Annotated in this window: 21 protein-coding genes and 1 pseudogene; 16 read left to right on the top strand and 6 right to left on the bottom strand. The window is 39.6% G+C overall.

What is annotated here, in order from left to right; translation table 11 throughout:
- Positions 1-260 precede the first annotated feature (260 nt).
- Positions 261-872: a fumarylacetoacetate hydrolase family protein gene (locus tag MHO82_RS25080; RefSeq protein ID WP_239189245.1), complete on the top strand. Its 612-nt coding sequence runs from the start codon at positions 261-263 to the stop codon at positions 870-872.
- Positions 873-1,455: 583 nt separating this feature from the next.
- Positions 1,456-2,091: a LysE family transporter gene (locus MHO82_RS25075; RefSeq protein WP_343299994.1), complete on the top strand. Its 636-nt coding sequence runs from the start codon at positions 1,456-1,458 to the stop codon at positions 2,089-2,091.
- Positions 2,092-2,098: 7 nt separating this feature from the next.
- On the opposite strand, the pseudogene MHO82_RS25070 reads toward MHO82_RS25075, so the two are convergent.
- Positions 2,099-2,704, bottom strand: a pseudogene (locus MHO82_RS25070) (IS4 family transposase); the annotation flags it as partial.
- Between the two features lie 112 nt (positions 2,705-2,816).
- Between MHO82_RS25070 and MHO82_RS25065 the strand changes: the two are divergent.
- Complete coding sequence (locus MHO82_RS25065) at positions 2,817-3,182, top strand: hypothetical protein (RefSeq protein WP_239189239.1); 366 nt, start codon at positions 2,817-2,819, stop codon at positions 3,180-3,182.
- Positions 3,183-3,738: 556 nt separating this feature from the next.
- Positions 3,739-4,383 (top strand): hypothetical protein, encoded by a 645-nt coding sequence (locus MHO82_RS25060; protein WP_239189236.1) that lies wholly within the window; start codon positions 3,739-3,741, stop codon positions 4,381-4,383.
- 256 nt (positions 4,384-4,639) lie between these two features.
- Here MHO82_RS25060 and MHO82_RS25055 read toward each other — a convergent pair whose 3' ends face one another.
- Positions 4,640-5,455: an aminotransferase class IV family protein gene (locus MHO82_RS25055; protein WP_239189233.1), complete on the bottom strand. Its 816-nt coding sequence runs from the start codon at positions 5,453-5,455 to the stop codon at positions 4,640-4,642.
- An 80-nt stretch (positions 5,456-5,535) separates the two neighbouring features.
- Here MHO82_RS25055 and MHO82_RS25050 point away from each other — a divergent pair, with 80 nt between their 5' ends.
- From MHO82_RS25050 to MHO82_RS25040, 3 genes are all read left to right on the top strand, one after another.
- Positions 5,536-5,889, top strand: a complete 354-nt coding sequence (locus MHO82_RS25050; RefSeq protein ID WP_239189231.1) for a MerR family transcriptional regulator — start codon at positions 5,536-5,538, stop codon at positions 5,887-5,889.
- Between the two features lie 543 nt (positions 5,890-6,432).
- Positions 6,433-7,542 carry a GNAT family N-acetyltransferase gene (locus MHO82_RS25045; protein WP_239189229.1) on the top strand — a complete coding sequence of 370 codons (1,110 nt, stop codon included), beginning with the start codon at positions 6,433-6,435 and terminating at the stop codon, positions 7,540-7,542.
- Positions 7,543-7,670: 128 nt separating this feature from the next.
- Complete coding sequence (locus tag MHO82_RS25040; RefSeq protein ID WP_239189227.1) at positions 7,671-8,048, top strand: VOC family protein; 378 nt, start codon at positions 7,671-7,673, stop codon at positions 8,046-8,048.
- Positions 8,049-8,148: 100 nt separating this feature from the next.
- On the opposite strand, the gene MHO82_RS25035 is transcribed toward MHO82_RS25040, so the two are convergent.
- From MHO82_RS25035 to ectA, 3 genes are read right to left on the bottom strand one after another with little or no spacing between them, the layout of a single operon-like run.
- A complete protein-coding gene (locus MHO82_RS25035; RefSeq protein WP_239189225.1) occupies positions 8,149-8,541 on the bottom strand; it encodes an ectoine synthase in 393 nt (130 codons plus the stop codon).
- Positions 8,542-8,554: 13 nt separating this feature from the next.
- Positions 8,555-9,820 (bottom strand): diaminobutyrate--2-oxoglutarate transaminase, encoded by a 1,266-nt coding sequence (gene ectB, locus MHO82_RS25030; RefSeq protein WP_239189223.1) that lies wholly within the window; start codon positions 9,818-9,820, stop codon positions 8,555-8,557.
- A gap of 24 nt (positions 9,821-9,844) precedes the next feature.
- Positions 9,845-10,387 (bottom strand): diaminobutyrate acetyltransferase, encoded by a 543-nt coding sequence (ectA, locus tag MHO82_RS25025; protein ID WP_239189221.1) that lies wholly within the window; start codon positions 10,385-10,387, stop codon positions 9,845-9,847.
- A gap of 308 nt (positions 10,388-10,695) precedes the next feature.
- On the opposite strand from ectA, the gene MHO82_RS25020 reads away from it, so the two are divergent.
- From MHO82_RS25020 to MHO82_RS24980, 9 genes are all read left to right on the top strand, one after another.
- On the top strand, positions 10,696-11,307 hold the full coding sequence (locus tag MHO82_RS25020; RefSeq protein ID WP_239189219.1) for a hypothetical protein: 612 nt from the start codon (positions 10,696-10,698) through the stop codon (positions 11,305-11,307).
- Positions 11,308-11,458: 151 nt separating this feature from the next.
- Positions 11,459-11,722, top strand: coding sequence for a hypothetical protein (locus tag MHO82_RS25015; RefSeq protein ID WP_239189217.1), 264 nt, complete (start codon positions 11,459-11,461; stop codon positions 11,720-11,722).
- A 187-nt stretch (positions 11,723-11,909) separates the two neighbouring features.
- On the top strand, positions 11,910-12,386 hold the full coding sequence (locus MHO82_RS25010; RefSeq protein WP_239189215.1) for a DM13 domain-containing protein: 477 nt from the start codon (positions 11,910-11,912) through the stop codon (positions 12,384-12,386).
- A gap of 104 nt (positions 12,387-12,490) precedes the next feature.
- Positions 12,491-12,859, top strand: a complete 369-nt coding sequence (locus tag MHO82_RS25005) for an MmcQ/YjbR family DNA-binding protein (protein ID WP_239189212.1) — start codon at positions 12,491-12,493, stop codon at positions 12,857-12,859.
- A gap of 120 nt (positions 12,860-12,979) precedes the next feature.
- Positions 12,980-13,141 (top strand): hypothetical protein, encoded by a 162-nt coding sequence (locus MHO82_RS25000; protein ID WP_239189209.1) that lies wholly within the window; start codon positions 12,980-12,982, stop codon positions 13,139-13,141.
- Between the two features lie 73 nt (positions 13,142-13,214).
- The gene (locus MHO82_RS24995) at positions 13,215-13,559 is read left to right on the top strand and encodes an SH3 domain-containing protein (RefSeq protein WP_239189206.1); all 345 of its coding nucleotides are present in this window, start codon (positions 13,215-13,217) and stop codon (positions 13,557-13,559) included.
- A 131-nt stretch (positions 13,560-13,690) separates the two neighbouring features.
- Positions 13,691-13,939, top strand: coding sequence for a DUF3297 family protein (locus MHO82_RS24990; RefSeq protein ID WP_239189203.1), 249 nt, complete (start codon positions 13,691-13,693; stop codon positions 13,937-13,939).
- Positions 13,940-14,151: 212 nt separating this feature from the next.
- Positions 14,152-14,487, top strand: coding sequence for a hypothetical protein (locus MHO82_RS24985; protein WP_239189200.1), 336 nt, complete (start codon positions 14,152-14,154; stop codon positions 14,485-14,487).
- A 76-nt stretch (positions 14,488-14,563) separates the two neighbouring features.
- Positions 14,564-14,773: a hypothetical protein gene (locus MHO82_RS24980; RefSeq protein ID WP_239189196.1), complete on the top strand. Its 210-nt coding sequence runs from the start codon at positions 14,564-14,566 to the stop codon at positions 14,771-14,773.
- Between the two features lie 16 nt (positions 14,774-14,789).
- Here MHO82_RS24980 and MHO82_RS24975 read toward each other — a convergent pair whose 3' ends face one another.
- Positions 14,790-15,287 (bottom strand): hypothetical protein, encoded by a 498-nt coding sequence (locus tag MHO82_RS24975; protein WP_239189194.1) that lies wholly within the window; start codon positions 15,285-15,287, stop codon positions 14,790-14,792.
- Positions 15,288-15,676 lie beyond the last annotated feature (389 nt).

The raw sequence follows: 15,676 nt of genomic DNA, 5'->3' as shown, positions 1-15,676 counted from the left end.
GATCCAGCGTTCAATCGAACTACTACATGGAAAGCTTTAGTTGCAGCTAAAGCCTGGGTCTCACATTACCCGAATTCGTGAGTTATTATCCATACAAACTGTTTAAGAGTGATGCCCAACGCTTGGCATTTTTAGTTCAAGGTTGGGTTTCGTGTTTACAGCGCAATGATTTAGGTTCGTGGTAGCGTTACTCATACCCTAACACGGCGTTATATTTTTAGGCGAACCTTGAGCCGAGGCTCATCAACTGAGGGAACGATTTGAAACACGTAATTTTAAATGGAAATGCAATTTCACCGTCCAAAATAGTCTGTATTGGTAGGAATTATGTCGAGCATATTCAAGAGCTTGAAAATGAAATGCCAACTGAACCAGTGATTTTTATTAAGCCTAACTCTGCGATATCAGATATTGTCGAAAGTGGGGGAATTGAAGAAATACACTATGAAAGTGAAATTTGCTTTTTGGTTAAAAAGGGGGGCATTGCAGCCATTGGGGTTGGGCTGGATTTGACGAAAAGAGTGGTTCAGCAAAAGCTAAAGGCGAAGGGACTACCTTGGGAAAGAGCAAAATCATTCGATAAATCTGCGGTATTTAGTGAATTTATTACTTGTAGCAGCGACTTAGATAGCTACCAAATGGAGTTATACGTAAACAATGAACTAAGGCAGCACGCAACGTACGAGTTGATGATTTATAAACCTCAAGATTTGATAAGCTATATTAGTAATGACTTTACACTAGTTGATGGAGATATTGTAATGACTGGAACACCAAAAGGTGTGGGTCTACTTAACTTAGGTGATTTATTGCTGGCGAGAATTTACAGCGGTGATGAGCTGCTTATTGAAAAGTCTTGGTGTGTAACATAAAAATATAACAAACGACTCTGGCGTCAATAACTAATTTGTAGTTGTGTTTTCATCCCACATGACGCCATCTCGTAGCTTTGAATTTAGTGTTTACGGCACAATAGTCTAGGTAGCGTGGCTCATCTTAATACGGCCTTGATGCCTAAAGGAGAAATCGTGAAAGATATCTACTTACTAGTCCAAGAAAATAAGACCAATCTGGATGAGTTTATAAACTGGTAAATTGAACCTCATCCAACTAATGACTTTAGGTGTTTTGCGGAGTTAAATACCAAAGCTCAGGATGTTTTCAAGTATGCAGCGATACTGTACCCAAAATTGATCTTAGTCGAAGAAAATATTTTATTATCAGATCACTACACGAAAGATAATTGGCTTTCTTGGAGAGAGAAACTAGACGGTAAAGAAGCCGCTAATATTATCAATCATGTACATATTGAAGACTATCATTCCAAATGATTATCAAGGCACTCAAACAGACCCCCAACACGCGGCACTTTTGCCAAACAAAGTATATGCCACAGTTTCATGCAGCTTAGTGCAGCGTTAAAGGCTCACTCAAATTAGAACAAGGATGAAATAAATTTTGGATCAATACATTTTTCTGTTACCAATAGCGACACTATTGCTTTTTGGTGCTATGACACCTGGCCCTTCATTTATTCTGGTTGCGCAAACAGCCATGTCAAAATCAAGGCTTGAAGCCATGTGTATCTCGATAGGTTTAGGATTGGGGGCGAGTACCTTCGCATTTGTTGCCTCAATTGGCCTTATTGCACTTTTTGACGCTGTCCCCGAAGCTTATATCGCTTTCAAAGTCCTTGGTGGCTTATATCTATGTTATTTAGGCTTCATAATGTGGCGTGATAGCAAAAGCAAAGTCGTTTCTTCTGACGCGCCATTAACAAAAAAGCCAGCTGTCTTTAAAGCTGTGTTTCTTGGTTTAGCCACACAGTTAAGTAACCCTAAAACTGCTATCGTATTCAGTAGTGTGTTCGCTGCATTATTGCCAGCCCAAGCCCCTGCTTACACTACATCAATATTGGTCATTGGCGTGTTTGTTTTGAATGTCTCTTGGTATTTATTCGTTGCGGTTTTATTATCAAGCCCGAAAGCCCAAGCGAGTTATTTGAAATTCAAAACTCACATAAATAAAGGGTTAGCTCTATTAATGGGCTCACTGGGTAGCAGGTTTGTTGCAGAGGGGCTTAAGCCCTAATAAGGCGCTTAAGCCGACTTTTTTGGCCAGTTTGAGCAGAGAAGTCCTCTCGACCTTTGTGACGATCTTTACGCTTTTTAGAGGCTTGTTTTTTTATAAAGATGTAAATGGCATTGCAATGGCTTTCGTTTAGCTAATTGTGTGAGATTGGTATTCCTCATTTTTTATTAAACAGGTATTTATCGAGTTTTTATTGGTTTTCATTAAGACGTTTTCGTCTCCTCTGACTCGACTAAGGTAGCATCAGAACATGTCATCAATTTGTCTAAACCAAGTATTGCGAAAGCCAGCATCAGTCACGATAATAGGGATGACATGTGAAGGGAGAACGGCTTTGAAATTATCAATAAATTGCTGATGACTGCACGGAGAATTATAGTTTTTGAAGGTAAAAATTTGCTCGAAAAGCGTCACAGAACGCCATTCTACGGTAATAGAAGCCTTTAACAGCATAAGCCGTTCGTATTTGTCGAGCCTATCAGGATGTAGGTGATGGTTACCTAAGAAACGATTGATACAGTGCTTCGTCTGGGCCTTTGAGGGAAGAGAGCGTCCCCATAAAGTCAGTGTACATTTTGCTTTCACTCTTTTGTGTTTGTAGTGAATCCATTAGATCAGAAGGTAAGGTGCGTGTCTACTTATTGAACAATAAAGGTATTTTGTGGGGATTCGTAAGTTGTAAGCGTTATACAATTGAATTTATACACATTACAAAGGAGTAAAAGTTGGACTTATTTATATTTATGTTTATATATTTTGGTGTTTCACTATTCGCAGGCACGATTACAGCGCTTGGGTGTGCTCTCAAAAAATTGCATGGTGATAATAAAGAGCAATTAAACTTCCCTGACACTGAAGTACTCAATGATGAAGTTACTAAGAAAGGGATGGTGTGGTTATTTGTGTGGGTAATGCAAGGAATAGTTGGTGGGTTGGTTGTTTCTTTACTTCTTATTAACTCTGTAAGAAACGGCGATATTCACTTAGGGGTCGTGTGGGCGCTGGCGTTTGCTTCTGGCTCGGTATCTTGGTTTAACTTCAAAGCCTCTTTGTCTGCAATAAAAGACCTAATTTCGGGCTTTCTGAAGTAATCGTATAATAAGGCATTCAAGGTGGCCTGTTACACTCGGCAGTTTTGGTAAGAAAGCCGATGTGCCTTGTTAGTTTGGTATAGGGCACCTTATTGTATGTTTAAGTGCTGAGGGAGGCCGTGTGAGTTATTGGGTTAATCACTTAATGGCTAAGGTATTGAATAGACTCTGTAACTTCTATTGAGCTTGTATTCTGGGTTATCTGATATAAATAACAAACATGCCAACGTATCACTTACTCATGAAACTGAATGGTGTATTTCAGCTTTCGTGTTAAGTCTAGTTCTCTGGGAAAATGTTTTTGGTTAAGTAGAGCCAAAGCATATGAAAGGTATATCTAAAGCAACGTTATTTTCTTTTTGGCATGAACTGGCTGTTGAAAAGATATCAAAAATGGAACAAAAACTGTAGCTGTTAGGTTATGGTGAATTAGGCATTTAACAAGGCAATTAAGTCGGATGGATAAATAGTTGGCTGCGTTCACTTCGATCGCAATTATAACCATTTATTGCTCGCGGCTTGTTGAAGCGTTGTATGAAACGATAGGTTTAAAATTATGCATAAGACAAAATCTTGTTTGATTTTAGCAGTATGTACTTTATTCATTGGCGCTGGAGCGGTAAATCAAGGCATAAGTGGTTTTCTACTGGCATCGCCTTTTATGGTTGGTTTTATTTTTACTTTGAAGGATTTTTCGTTAAAAGTGAAAATAAGCTGTATTGCCGCTGTCATCATCTTTTCTATCCCGTTAGTTTGGAATCAAGAAGAAAATAAAATGATATATCCTTGGCTAGGAACTGAGTTTATCGCGGAGTGCGGTTGGGAAGCCATCACGTTTGAACAAGGTTTTACTGGGTATGAATATGACACTTTGGTGCCGCAAGGAGCAGATATTGAAGAGCAGTATGTGGTCAGTAGGCGCAGCGTTTCTTGCGATGGTGTTTGGAAATTAACTCGTGTATTTGTACTTCATCCAGATTTAGGAACATTATACTATCCAGTTTTTTCTGTAGATGGTTATGAGGCAACCATGTCTGGGCACCAGTTAAATGATGCTTTCAGTTCGAAATTACTGAAACATAGCCAAATAGACTCTTCTTATGATCTTCAATCATCTTGGACCGAGAATTGGAGCTTGTTGATGATGTGGCCAGTACTTCCAGTTTATGTATTTACAGGCGTTATAGGCATTTTTGCATAAAAAGGCGTTCAAGACGGATTTTAAATCTCAATTCAAATAAAGATAGAGATAGATAAATAAAGTAATATGAGAATAAGCTTGAAAAATATATCTAATAATCCTCTAAATAGGACAAATTTTACCGTGTTTCTTTTTATCTTTTACATCGTAGGTAAAAATCAACCAGTAAAATTTGTCTATTAAAATGGCATTATATTCTTACGTAACTTAAATCATCAGCTAGTAATAAAAATGTTTTAAATGTCATGAATGCTTTTTAAAACTTTTTTGCGGGCTCTGTTTTGTAAGCTCTATGAAGTAGTGAGATTAGTTGATCGGAATTGGTGAAAATATTTGATGCAATTTCAGAAATGCTAACACCTGGAGTCCATGAATTCATCACCGCGGCACCTTTTAGTTCTGAAAGTCGGTTAAGAGTTATGGGTTCGCTGCGCTGCGGAATTTTAAGCTGGCTTAACTGTCTTTGTACCATGGCCATCATAGTTCCTTTGAGTATGCGTGCTTTTGGCCAAATCACGGTTTTGCCATCCCAAAAGGCCAGATTCCATATAGTTCCTTCGCTTAGGTAGCCGCTAGTGTTCATAAATACAGCGTCATCAAAGCCTTGCCGTACGGCTTGGTGTAAGTAGTAAGTCTTGCCTATTTCACCAACGTGCTTAATTTCAGCCAGTGGCCTGTCATGGTTAATTGCTGCTAAACGAAGTGAGCCTGTGGGACCATTCTCTGGTGGAGCTGTACGGATTAATACTTTGGGTTCAACGTCCATGCTGTCGGCCGTAAATTCCCCTTTGGGTGAGTATATGGTAACCGTTAGTGATTGATCGACAGGGCCACTCTCAACGGCTGAGTGAATGTAGGATCGTACAAGTTCATCGGCTAATGTTTTACCATAAAGCTCAATGGAAGCTTGACGTAATCTTTCTAGGTGCAGATCTAATCCCTTTATCATTTTGTTTCGAACCTGTAGTGCGGTGAAGTGAGCAAATCCTGCAAATACTAAGTTTGTTATTTCAGAATTTGGTACAGATTGCCCATTTAAAAAAGTTTGGTCAGTGAGAATTTTTGTTGTCATATCTTAAGGCCCTAATTGAATAAACGTTGTTGGGCTATTAGCATAAACCCTCACAGTGCTGTGAGGGTCAAGGGGTAAGTATGAAAATAGGTGAATTGTCTAAAAAAACAGGTGTGAGTATACGTATGCTCCGCTATTACGAAGAGCAAGGATTACTAAAACCTAAGCGAACGGTTACGGGGTATCGGGACTTCGACCATAAAGAAGTTCGTACATTAGAGCGGATCAAACTACTTAGCTCTGCGGGTATGAACTTGGCCACCATTTTGCTGTTTTTGCCATGTGTAAGAGGTGAAGAACCTGTTTTGGAACCTTGTGATGAGCTTAGAAATCTTTTGCATGAACAAGTTCGAATTGCCGACCAAAAGGCAGCGAAATTGGAGAAAAGTCGGAAAATACTTGATAGTTTTTTATCTGAGATAGAAAAGCATTGAGTTGGTGTCAGCTAATATTTATAAAGTACGTCAGGCTTGTCTTGTGTATACCGTAAAGGATCTTAATATAACAAAGCAATCAGATACCTATTAACTCGGCATTTTTGGTTTGGAATTAGGAGTGCGATGTTGATTTAACGTGAGGCACTTTATTTCAGGCGCTGGGGATCCCCACATAATTTATGCTCGATAATTGTTCCTCGCCATGAGAATAAAGGGGTATGAAACCCAATAAAGTGCGGGTTCATTAATGTAATAATCTGACCGATAAAATATTTTGTTTCCTAATAAAGTCAGTGTAATTACTAAGCAATGATTGCACAGAGTCCATAAGTGATTTGCGTCTCTTTTTGTGAATATTAGGGCAAGGACTTTCCAGCGAACTGTGTAGAATATGAATATCATGCAGTTTTGCTTTCATTCTTTCGTTTTTGTGTTGAATCCATTAGCTCAAAAGGTAAGGCGGTGTCTGCTCTTTGAATAATAAAGGTATTTTTGGAGTTCGTAAAAACAGGACGTTATGTATTAGTAAGGATACAAAAGGTGGTCGGACAAAGTTACAAAATTCGAGCTATGAGAGCAGGGGAAAAGGAAATAATTAAGTTAATAATGAAAGATGCTTTCCCATTTTTAATGAGACTGTTTTTTTCATTTTCAAATAATATTCTTGTCGCGGAAAGGAATGGGGAAATTGTTGGGGGCGTAATCCTTAAAGTGTTCCTGTTACCAAAAAGTATTAAAGCTGGTTTAGTCTCTCTTATATTCTGTTCACCTAGGTACTCCGGTCAAGGCATTGGCCAATTACTGGCTGATGAGGGTGTTAAGTGTTTAGAAAAAGAAGGATGTTCAGATATATTTGCATGTGTCGAGGGAGATAACACTGGATCAAGCAAGTTGTTTGTAACCAGCGGATTTAATCGGCTATCTCTGCTTCAACAAATTAAGGCTTATGGGTTTGGTTGCCTTCCAATATGGTTTCATAGTTATCACTTTTTTGATATCGGCCACTTTATGTGGTCAAAATCTAGCCGAACAGCCCAAGTCAGTAATACTGATAAATCTAATATGTTATTCGAGCTACTTTTCATCATAGTCGCTCATGTGACAATTTTTAGTATAGCTTTGTGGCGGCAAGAGATAGAGGATTATTCTTCGGTAGAGAGTATATTAACATTGCTCGTTTGCTTTAGTGCTTTTTATGAAACACGGTACAGTGCAATGTTGTGTGTCGCTTGGGCGAATAACATTAAATATGAGTTGAGAATGTGGGAGTCAGGTTTATCGTTGTCATTTTGTATTGCTCTTCTGTTTGGTGGAGGTATGGTATCGCCAGGAAGTTTGTATCCGCGAGGGAATAACTGGAAATATCACGAACATCTTCAGCACTTGGGCGTTATGGCATTAGTCTCATCAGCTTGTTTAATCGGTGCCGTATGGACTATTGGAGGGCTCATTAAATTTAATTTATTACCTAGCATGTATTTATCGAGCTTCGAAACTGCATTTTCTATTGGTGTTGGTTTACTTATTTTGGATGTGGTTTTACCATTTTTTCCATTTAGCTCTTTTAGTGGAAAGCGATTATGGGATTGGAATAAATATATCTGGGGTATTCTAAGCCTTAGTATTGTTCCTTTCTTCATTGTCTTTTAGCATCACCCACGTACATAACAAAGCGCTCAAACTGAACTTAACACGCGGCACATCTTCAAGCTTTATATTGCATTGCGCTTCAAAATATCAAGGTAATAAACTATTTTTATCGACTTACAGGTAAGAACATGATCGATCACGTTACGCTCTCCGTCAGTGACCTAGAACGAAGCCGAAAGTTTTATGAGGATGCTTTTCGTCCGTTAGGCTATAAACTCGCATTTGGAGAACAAGACAAATTTTGGGCTTTTGACTTAGGGAAAGGCTTTTTGTTTGAGATCTGTAGTTCAGAGACAAAAAGCGATTTAACTCGCTTTCATATTGCGTTTCGGGCTCCTAGTCAACAAAAGGTTCACGAATTTTACAATGCTGCGCTACAGGCTGGAGCTAAAGATAATGGAGCCCCAGGGCCTCGACCTCACTACACAGAGAATTATTATGCTTGCTTTGTACATGATCCAGATGGTCATAACATCGAAGTTCTGTTCGATAAATGGGAATCCTGATTTAAAATCAATCTGGTCTGAAAGCGTCTAGATTGGTCTGGAGTGAGTACTAATAATTAATGGGGCGTGTTGCTATGGCCCCATGATTTAATTAGGGGGCTTAGTTTGTTTCGACTAAAGGGTAAACCCCATTTTCATCATGCACTTCTGCCCCAGTAATGGGTGGGTTAAACACACAAGCCATGACCATTTCTTTGCCTTTGTGGGCTCGTAAAAAGTGTTCATCATGTTTATCAAGTATGTATAAGGTGCCTGGTTTGATAGGATATGTCTCACCACCAACCACCTCTATCTCACCTTCGCCACTCATGCAGTAAACCGATTCAAGATGGTTTTGATAGTGAATATGCGTTTCTGTGTCTTCGTAGATGGTTGTAATATGAAAAGAAAAGCCCATCTTGTCATCTTTTAATAGCATTCGGACGCTTTCCCAGTTGTCTGATACTACTCGTCGATCGCTGTCGCGACACTCATCTAGTGTTCTTACAATCATCTTTTTTCCTTAATTATGATGCTTGTTTAAAGTATTTGGTGGCAACTTGTTCTACTGCGTTATCAAAAATGGCCAGTCCTTGCTCCAATTCTGATTCAGTAATGATTAGGGGACAGAAAAACTTAACAACCTCGCCATTGGATCCTGCGGTTTCAATGATCATGCCGTTTTCAAAACACGTTTTTGTAATATCATCAGACAGTTTACCATTGATGCATTCAATGCCGATCATCATGCCTCGGCCTTTTTGTTTCACAAACAGCTCAGGGTAGCGTTTAATGGCAGTTTGAATGGTCCTACTGATCGTCTCAGAGCAGCTTTGAATATGCTGCTCAAATTGTTTATCCGACCAATAAATTTCTAACGCTTTGGCTGCGGTGATAAAAGCGTGATTGTTACCGCGGAAGGTTCCGTTATGTTCACCGGGTTTCCAAATGTCTAATTCAGGGCTGAGTAGAACTACGGCCATGGGCAACCCATAACCACCAATGGATTTTGACAGAGTAATGATGTCTGGTTTAATTCCCGAAGGCTCAAAGCTGAAGAAAGTGCCTGTGCGGCCACACCCCGCTTGGATGTCATCAACAATTAATAAAATCTCATGGCTACGGCAGATTGTGCTTAGGCGCTGTAACCACGCGTTAGATGCGACGTTTAACCCACCTTCGCCTTGTACCGTTTCAACCAGTACTGCGGCAGGTTTGTCCATGCCACTGGAGCTATCCATTAGCATGGTTTCGAATAGGGTTAAGCCATCAATATCAGCATAATCTTCAAATGGAATGCGGGAGATATTGGGTAAATTCATTCCAGAGCCTTGTCGGTGGTGTTGATTACCCGTGGCTGCCAAAGCACCCGCGGTACAACCGTGAAAACCATTAGTGAAAGCGACGATAGAAGTTCTTCCCGTTGCTTTTCGGGCCAGTTTCATGGCTGCTTCAACGGCATTGGTTCCGGTGGGGCCTGTAAATTGCACTTTGTAATTTAAATTTCTTGGGGAAAGAATACAGCGCTGTAGTGCTTCTAGAAAAGTGGCTTTAGCGTTTGAATGCATATCAAGGCTATGTGTGATGCCGTCCATCTCAATATAGTCAAGCAATGATTGTTTTAGCGTTGGGTGGTTATGTCCGTAGTTAAGTGAGCCAGCGCCAGCGAGAAAATCTAAATATCGTTTCCCTTGTTCTGTTTCTAACCAGCACCCTTGAGCTTTGCGAAATACGACGGGAAAGCTGTTTGAGTATGAACGTACTTTAGATTCCTGCTTGTTAAAAATATCCATGATAAGACCGTATTAGATTCCTATTTATTGAGGATTATTTAAAGGGATGTGATACAGGTATTCAGTATCGTGTTTCCCTTTGAAGTGTGTATTTTCATCAAGAAATGTGGTGATCGTTCCGTGTTGCCCCTGATTAACGTCGAGCTTTTTAAACAGTGCCCATGAAGCGTCATTGTTGTTGGTGATTGTTGTTTCCAGTGCACGGATGTTTTTTATATTGTCTCGTTGTAATAGCACTTGGAGCATGTTGTACGCTAGCCCTTTACCTCGGTGGCGTGGTGACACTGCCACTTGCCAAATAAACAGCACGCTAGGATCGTCAGGCTTTTTATAAGCAGAAATGAAGCCAGCTAATTCACTGTCGTATTCAGCAATTAGGCAAGTGCTGCTGAAGTGAGAGGATTGAAGAAAGTTGCAATAACAAGAATTGACATCGAGGGGAGGGCAATTGGCAATGAGGCTAAATACGGCATCACCGTCGGTAATTTTAGGTTCTCGAAAGCACCATTTTTTAGGCTGTGACTTTATAACCTCTGGGTACATCACCCAAGGTACTGTGGTAATCATGTTAGGTACAGATCCTTTGAACTCTAAGTAATGATAAATTTAACCATCCTTTTATTCTTGGGTTATAAATCCAAATTGTGGACAAAACTATATCATTAATGCGATCTAGATCTTGAAAATTGTTGTTTTTTGATTTTTGAAATGATTAGAGCTCTAATTTTCATTGCTTGAATCTGATTTTATGCTTCAACTCTTGTGGCATTTTTAGTGCAGTAGTTTTGAAGTCACCAGTAACTCATTTGTATTTGATGAGCCTAAAAAAGCGAACTGTCTGAGCTAGAATATTGGTGCTTTAGAGCAGAGTTAGAGTGAAAATGGAACTGGTTTTATATAGTGAGTGGTATTTTTGTGATTACTTATATCGAGGATTAGGTGTGTTTAAATTTCTTTTGCCGGCGCTGTTCATTATTTTTCCGATTTCGTCACATGCGAGCAGCACCGAGGCTGTTGTTTTAGGTTATATGGAAGCGCTAAAAAAGGGACAGTACACGATTGCTTCAGGTTATGTAGATAAACGAGATTTGGAGGCCGTGAAAGAGACGTTTGTGACACTAGCAATAAAAGCAGATTCCAAAGGTAAATTTGGTGAACTAAAGCAAGCTCCTTTCTTTGATTATCAAACGGTCGATGATTTGCGACAAGAGTCATCTACAGTCTTCTTTGGGAAAATATTAAAATTCTCTTCTGAACAAGATCCGCGCGCGAACTCAATCATCAAGCTGGCCAATTTTGAATATGTGGGGGCGGTTGATGATAGCCAATCGAGCGGTTATGCCGTCTATAAAACGATTGTCAATAGGCAAGGTAACCAGCTTGTTATTCCTGATTTAATTGAGATAAAAAAACAGGGTGGAGTTGTGAAAATTGCTACAAATGCAAAAATGCAAGCCATGATTAAGGCTATAAAATCATCGATTTAGGCTGGGGAATAATAAATCACATCAAGCTCAATAAAATGCTTGCTACTTTGGGTTGTTTCAATTTATATGATGAATAATGTGTTATTGATGGCTTTTATAATAAAGGCCAGCTTTACTCAGTGTTTTGTTCATTATATTAATGAGGTATCACTTGTTTAAGTGCCCAAGCTGTAAAGAAAAATCAATCTCTGTGTATGAAAAATTAAAAGTTCATGTCGATAAGCCTAGTTTATGTAACCGTTGCCACGAAGGTTGGCGGGTTAAGCCATACCGGTACTGGTTAATTGTGCTGGCAGGATCTGCATTGACTTCGTTTACGTATGGTTATGCTGGATTTTGGCTTTCACTTCTTGTGGGGCTTGTCTCGACTCATACAGCGCTCATTTTTCAGCCGCTGATCAAAGTAAAAGTATAAAAATAGCTTCATGGGAGGGGGCGAGTGACGTTTTTGATTGTTGGTGTTATTGGGCTGGCTTTGTTGAGAGGAATACGAAGGTGAAACCATCATTGAACTGTTGATGAAAAGAGGTTATTAAGCTAGTGGCCTATTTGGGCTTACACTTTTGTATCTTATTTTGAGTTAAAGGAAAATTGGAGGTTTAATGAAAATCAAATCATTGCTTACACTAACAATAAGCCACTTATCTGTGGGAGCGGCGGGATTTGCGCTTGGAATATACATGCTCCCGATCCTTATTGCACCAACGCCGCCAACAGAAGTTGAGATAACGGAAATGTCGTCGCAAGCTCAATATGCTGCTGAGTTTAAGAAAGAGCTCAAAGACAGTGACGCATTTCACTGGGGGGAAGGCCAAGTGTCGATTGGGACTGATTTTATTACATTTAAGGGAGAGTTGGCTCCAGGGCCAGACTACAAGCTCTACCTTTCCACTGAATATGTAGAAACGGAGCTGGACTTTAATCGCTTGAAGCCAAACATGGTTCTTGTGGGAGATGTTGATACCTTTGAAAACTTTGTGGTGTCTGTACCTTCAGATGTCGATCCATCGAACTATAATTCGGTTATTGTCTGGTGTGAAACGTTTGGTGAATTTATAACATCAGCCATGTACCGTTAGACGTGAATGTATTATTTCACTGCTGGTTTTTGCCTATCGTTTTTTCTAAGGTGATAAAGTCAGCCTGATTAGGCGCGTTGTGGGGTTAACCTTCAGGAGAAGCAATGAATTACGATGAATATAATGAGTTTTGTGGCTCCTTTCCCGCGACGACACACGTTGTTCAATGGGGGAACGCCCATGTGTGGAAAGTGGGTGGTAAGGTGTTTGCTATCGGGGGCTGGGGGAGCAATGATCAACCAGCCTTTACCTTTAAAACATCTGATTTAAATTTTGAGTTTTTGAGTGATCATGACGGCTACCAGCCTGCGCCGTACTTTGCTAATCGTGGTATGAAATGGATACAGCAAACAGAAACATCAGGCGCATTGGACGACGAGTTAAAATATTATCTTACGGAGTCTTATCGGTTAGTCTCTCTTGGGCTAAGTAAACGCAAACAGCGAGAGTTAGGTTTGAATCAATCACAATAGCCGTAAGTTTCTTAAGTCAAGGTTGGCTTACTGAATACTGATCTTTAGATTCTGGTTTGTTTCATACTGGGTACTTATGCGTGTACAATCCCCCGCCATCAAATGATCTAGGGTATAAAAATGAGAAAGTACTATACGATAGAGGGCGATATGACCTCTAAAAAGACCAAAGAAGCGTATCCAAAGCTGGCACTGTGTGAAAACTGTGTGGGTCAGTACATTGTGATCAGTGAAGGTGAACGCACTTATGATGAATGTGCGGAGTGCGGAGTTGGTGACTAAATTGTCATGATCTAGTCTGTGCCTCTTCAAGGTAATACGGCCATCTGTGATGTAAATATGTTAAGGAATAAATATGGACGTAGTGGCAATAAAAGCACATGTTACGGAATACCCTAACCCTATTTTCCTTAAAAAAGGTGAGCAGGTGGTGTTGGGTGAAATGGATGATGAATACCCGAACTGGATATTTATAACTACAGAAGCTGGCTCTCAAGGTTGGGCCCCGATTCAGTACGTCGATGAATCGTCGTCTGGGGGAAAAACAGGTATCCTCTTGCACGATTATGATGCGGTGGAACTTAATACTACGGTTGGGGAAAAATTTTGCGTTCAATTTGAGCTTAATGCGTGGTTTAGAGTAACCAGAGAAAATGGCGATATTGGGTGGGTTCCTGCTGATACAGTGAAACCGATTTAGTTTATTTGTTCAGTGAATTGCACGGGTTTTAAATCGCCCGTTACTTTATTGACAATAAACATTACAGTTCTTGAGCATAAGACGGGCATTGTCTACAATGGCACATTGTTTACATACTTCAGGTCATTAACATGAGCGATACTAATTCAAAGCCAACTCTACCCGATCACCTTTCTGGCAATCCTCGTAGCCCACACTATGTGGCGGAATGCTTCGAGCACCAAATTGGTATTCGCCTTAACGGTAAAGAGCGTACGGATGTCGAGGAATATTGCATTAGTGAAGGTTGGGTAAAAATCCCGTCACCTAAAGCGTTAGATCGCCGTGGTCAGCCTATGTTGATTACTTTAAAAGGCACAGTAGAAGCTTATTACGTCTAAATTACTTTTATTGCCGTTATTGTGAAAATGGAGCTCAAAACGATTTGGGCTCCATTTTTTATTGTAGAATACTGCTCAACTTTTCTTCGACCGTTCCCACGTATTTCCATGAAATGAATGTGATTTTCACTTAAGTAGTTATAAACCAGTAGCTTAAGATGCACTTTTAACTATTATAGAGATAAACTTATGTCTTATTTTAAGGATAAATATTGAAAAATAAAAAATGGATTTTTGCTGCAATTTTGATTATTGGCGGCCCTGCATTACTCCCTTTCACTCTTGAGTTTATTATGTTGGTGGAAGTGATGAGCGGGATTGGTGTCTTTGTCATTTATTCCAGTTATGCGAAATATTTACTGGCCCATCCTTATGTGAAGCGCTTTTATTCGTTAGTTACGTGTTTTGATGGTCGGAATACTTTTGCGCCGGATTGGAGCGTAGTTAAGGACTCGCCTAGCTTGTTGGTGCATGCACTACCTGTTAAAAGCTTGCTATTTTGGTCTACGACCTCAGTAGTTGTCGTTCATTGGATGCTAGTTGGGTAGACTCGTAAGCTGTCAAAAACACATAGAGAGATGCTTTTATACTCGGCATTTGTAGTTTTTATATAAGAGAGCTGTGATGGAATTTGATATAACACGTATAGAAACCAAACTCGGCATTTTTCGTTTATCTGGCTCGCTTGCTATGAATACTCGTGAACCCAGTATAGCTTACGATAAGGTGGAATTCATGGGTACCGATGGGTGGTGTGAATTGGATACTCACTCAAACGCTGGGCAAGCTGTACTTAACCAGATTGCCTCAGAAATAATTGAACACCTGTCTTAGTGGCTGATCGTTGATTCTATTTAAGCTCTTCTATTCGTTTGTATAAACGTAGGGTAGATTCAAACCGATTATCTGTACTGCTGTTCGATAGAGCTGGTGGGTAGTTAGGGTTAGCAATGGGTTGTAACATTGGGATGATATCAAATGTGTGCTGTTCATAGATGTCATTCCCATGGCCATAAGCAAGGGTGGTGTCTTTAATCTTTGTCGGTTCTTCCGTACTCAGTTGCAAATAGTGTAATTCTGTAATGATAATTTTATCTTCTTCGTACGCCACCTTAAAAGATTCAAGCTCAAAAGAGTCGGCAAAATATCCATCTACGAAATTTTGACTATCTCGTTCAGTGAGTAGCTCTTGTGGGTGTGGCTTAAAATATAAGTTTGGTGAAAATAAATCACCGTTTGAATCTTGTAAAATTGGGTAATTCACATTGGCTGATGTGAAAAGAATAAATTCTGAGGTATTAACAGTGAATCGGTGTTCAAAATAGATGTACTGTGTTGGAATATTCATGGTTGCTCTTTTTTGATACGACTAAAATATAGCGAGTAAAGGTCGCCTATGTAATAGCAAGCTTACTATAGAAATGGGCAAAATATCACAATATGTTATTGCTAGCATTGATAATAATGCCACCTTACTTCCAATGTTATTCACCTTACCTATTGATATTTCATTAGTGTCGATACTATTTTATAAAATAGTTTATATATTAAACAGGATAGGTGAATATGAAATTACCATGGCAACTGGATGACGCTACCGTTTGTTATGAAATGAATGGGTGTGTTTCAGATAAAAGAATGGGGATTGCGGTTCGAGGTTCACTGCCGATCAGAAATCTGCATAAACAAACCTATGACGTATCAGTCAAAGACATGTTCATGTCTGGTGTGATTGAG

The organism is Vibrio sp. Of7-15, assembly GCF_022347565.1.
Lineage (GTDB): Bacteria > Pseudomonadota > Gammaproteobacteria > Enterobacterales > Vibrionaceae > NORP241.
This window is presented reverse-complemented; position numbering and strand designations above follow the sequence as displayed.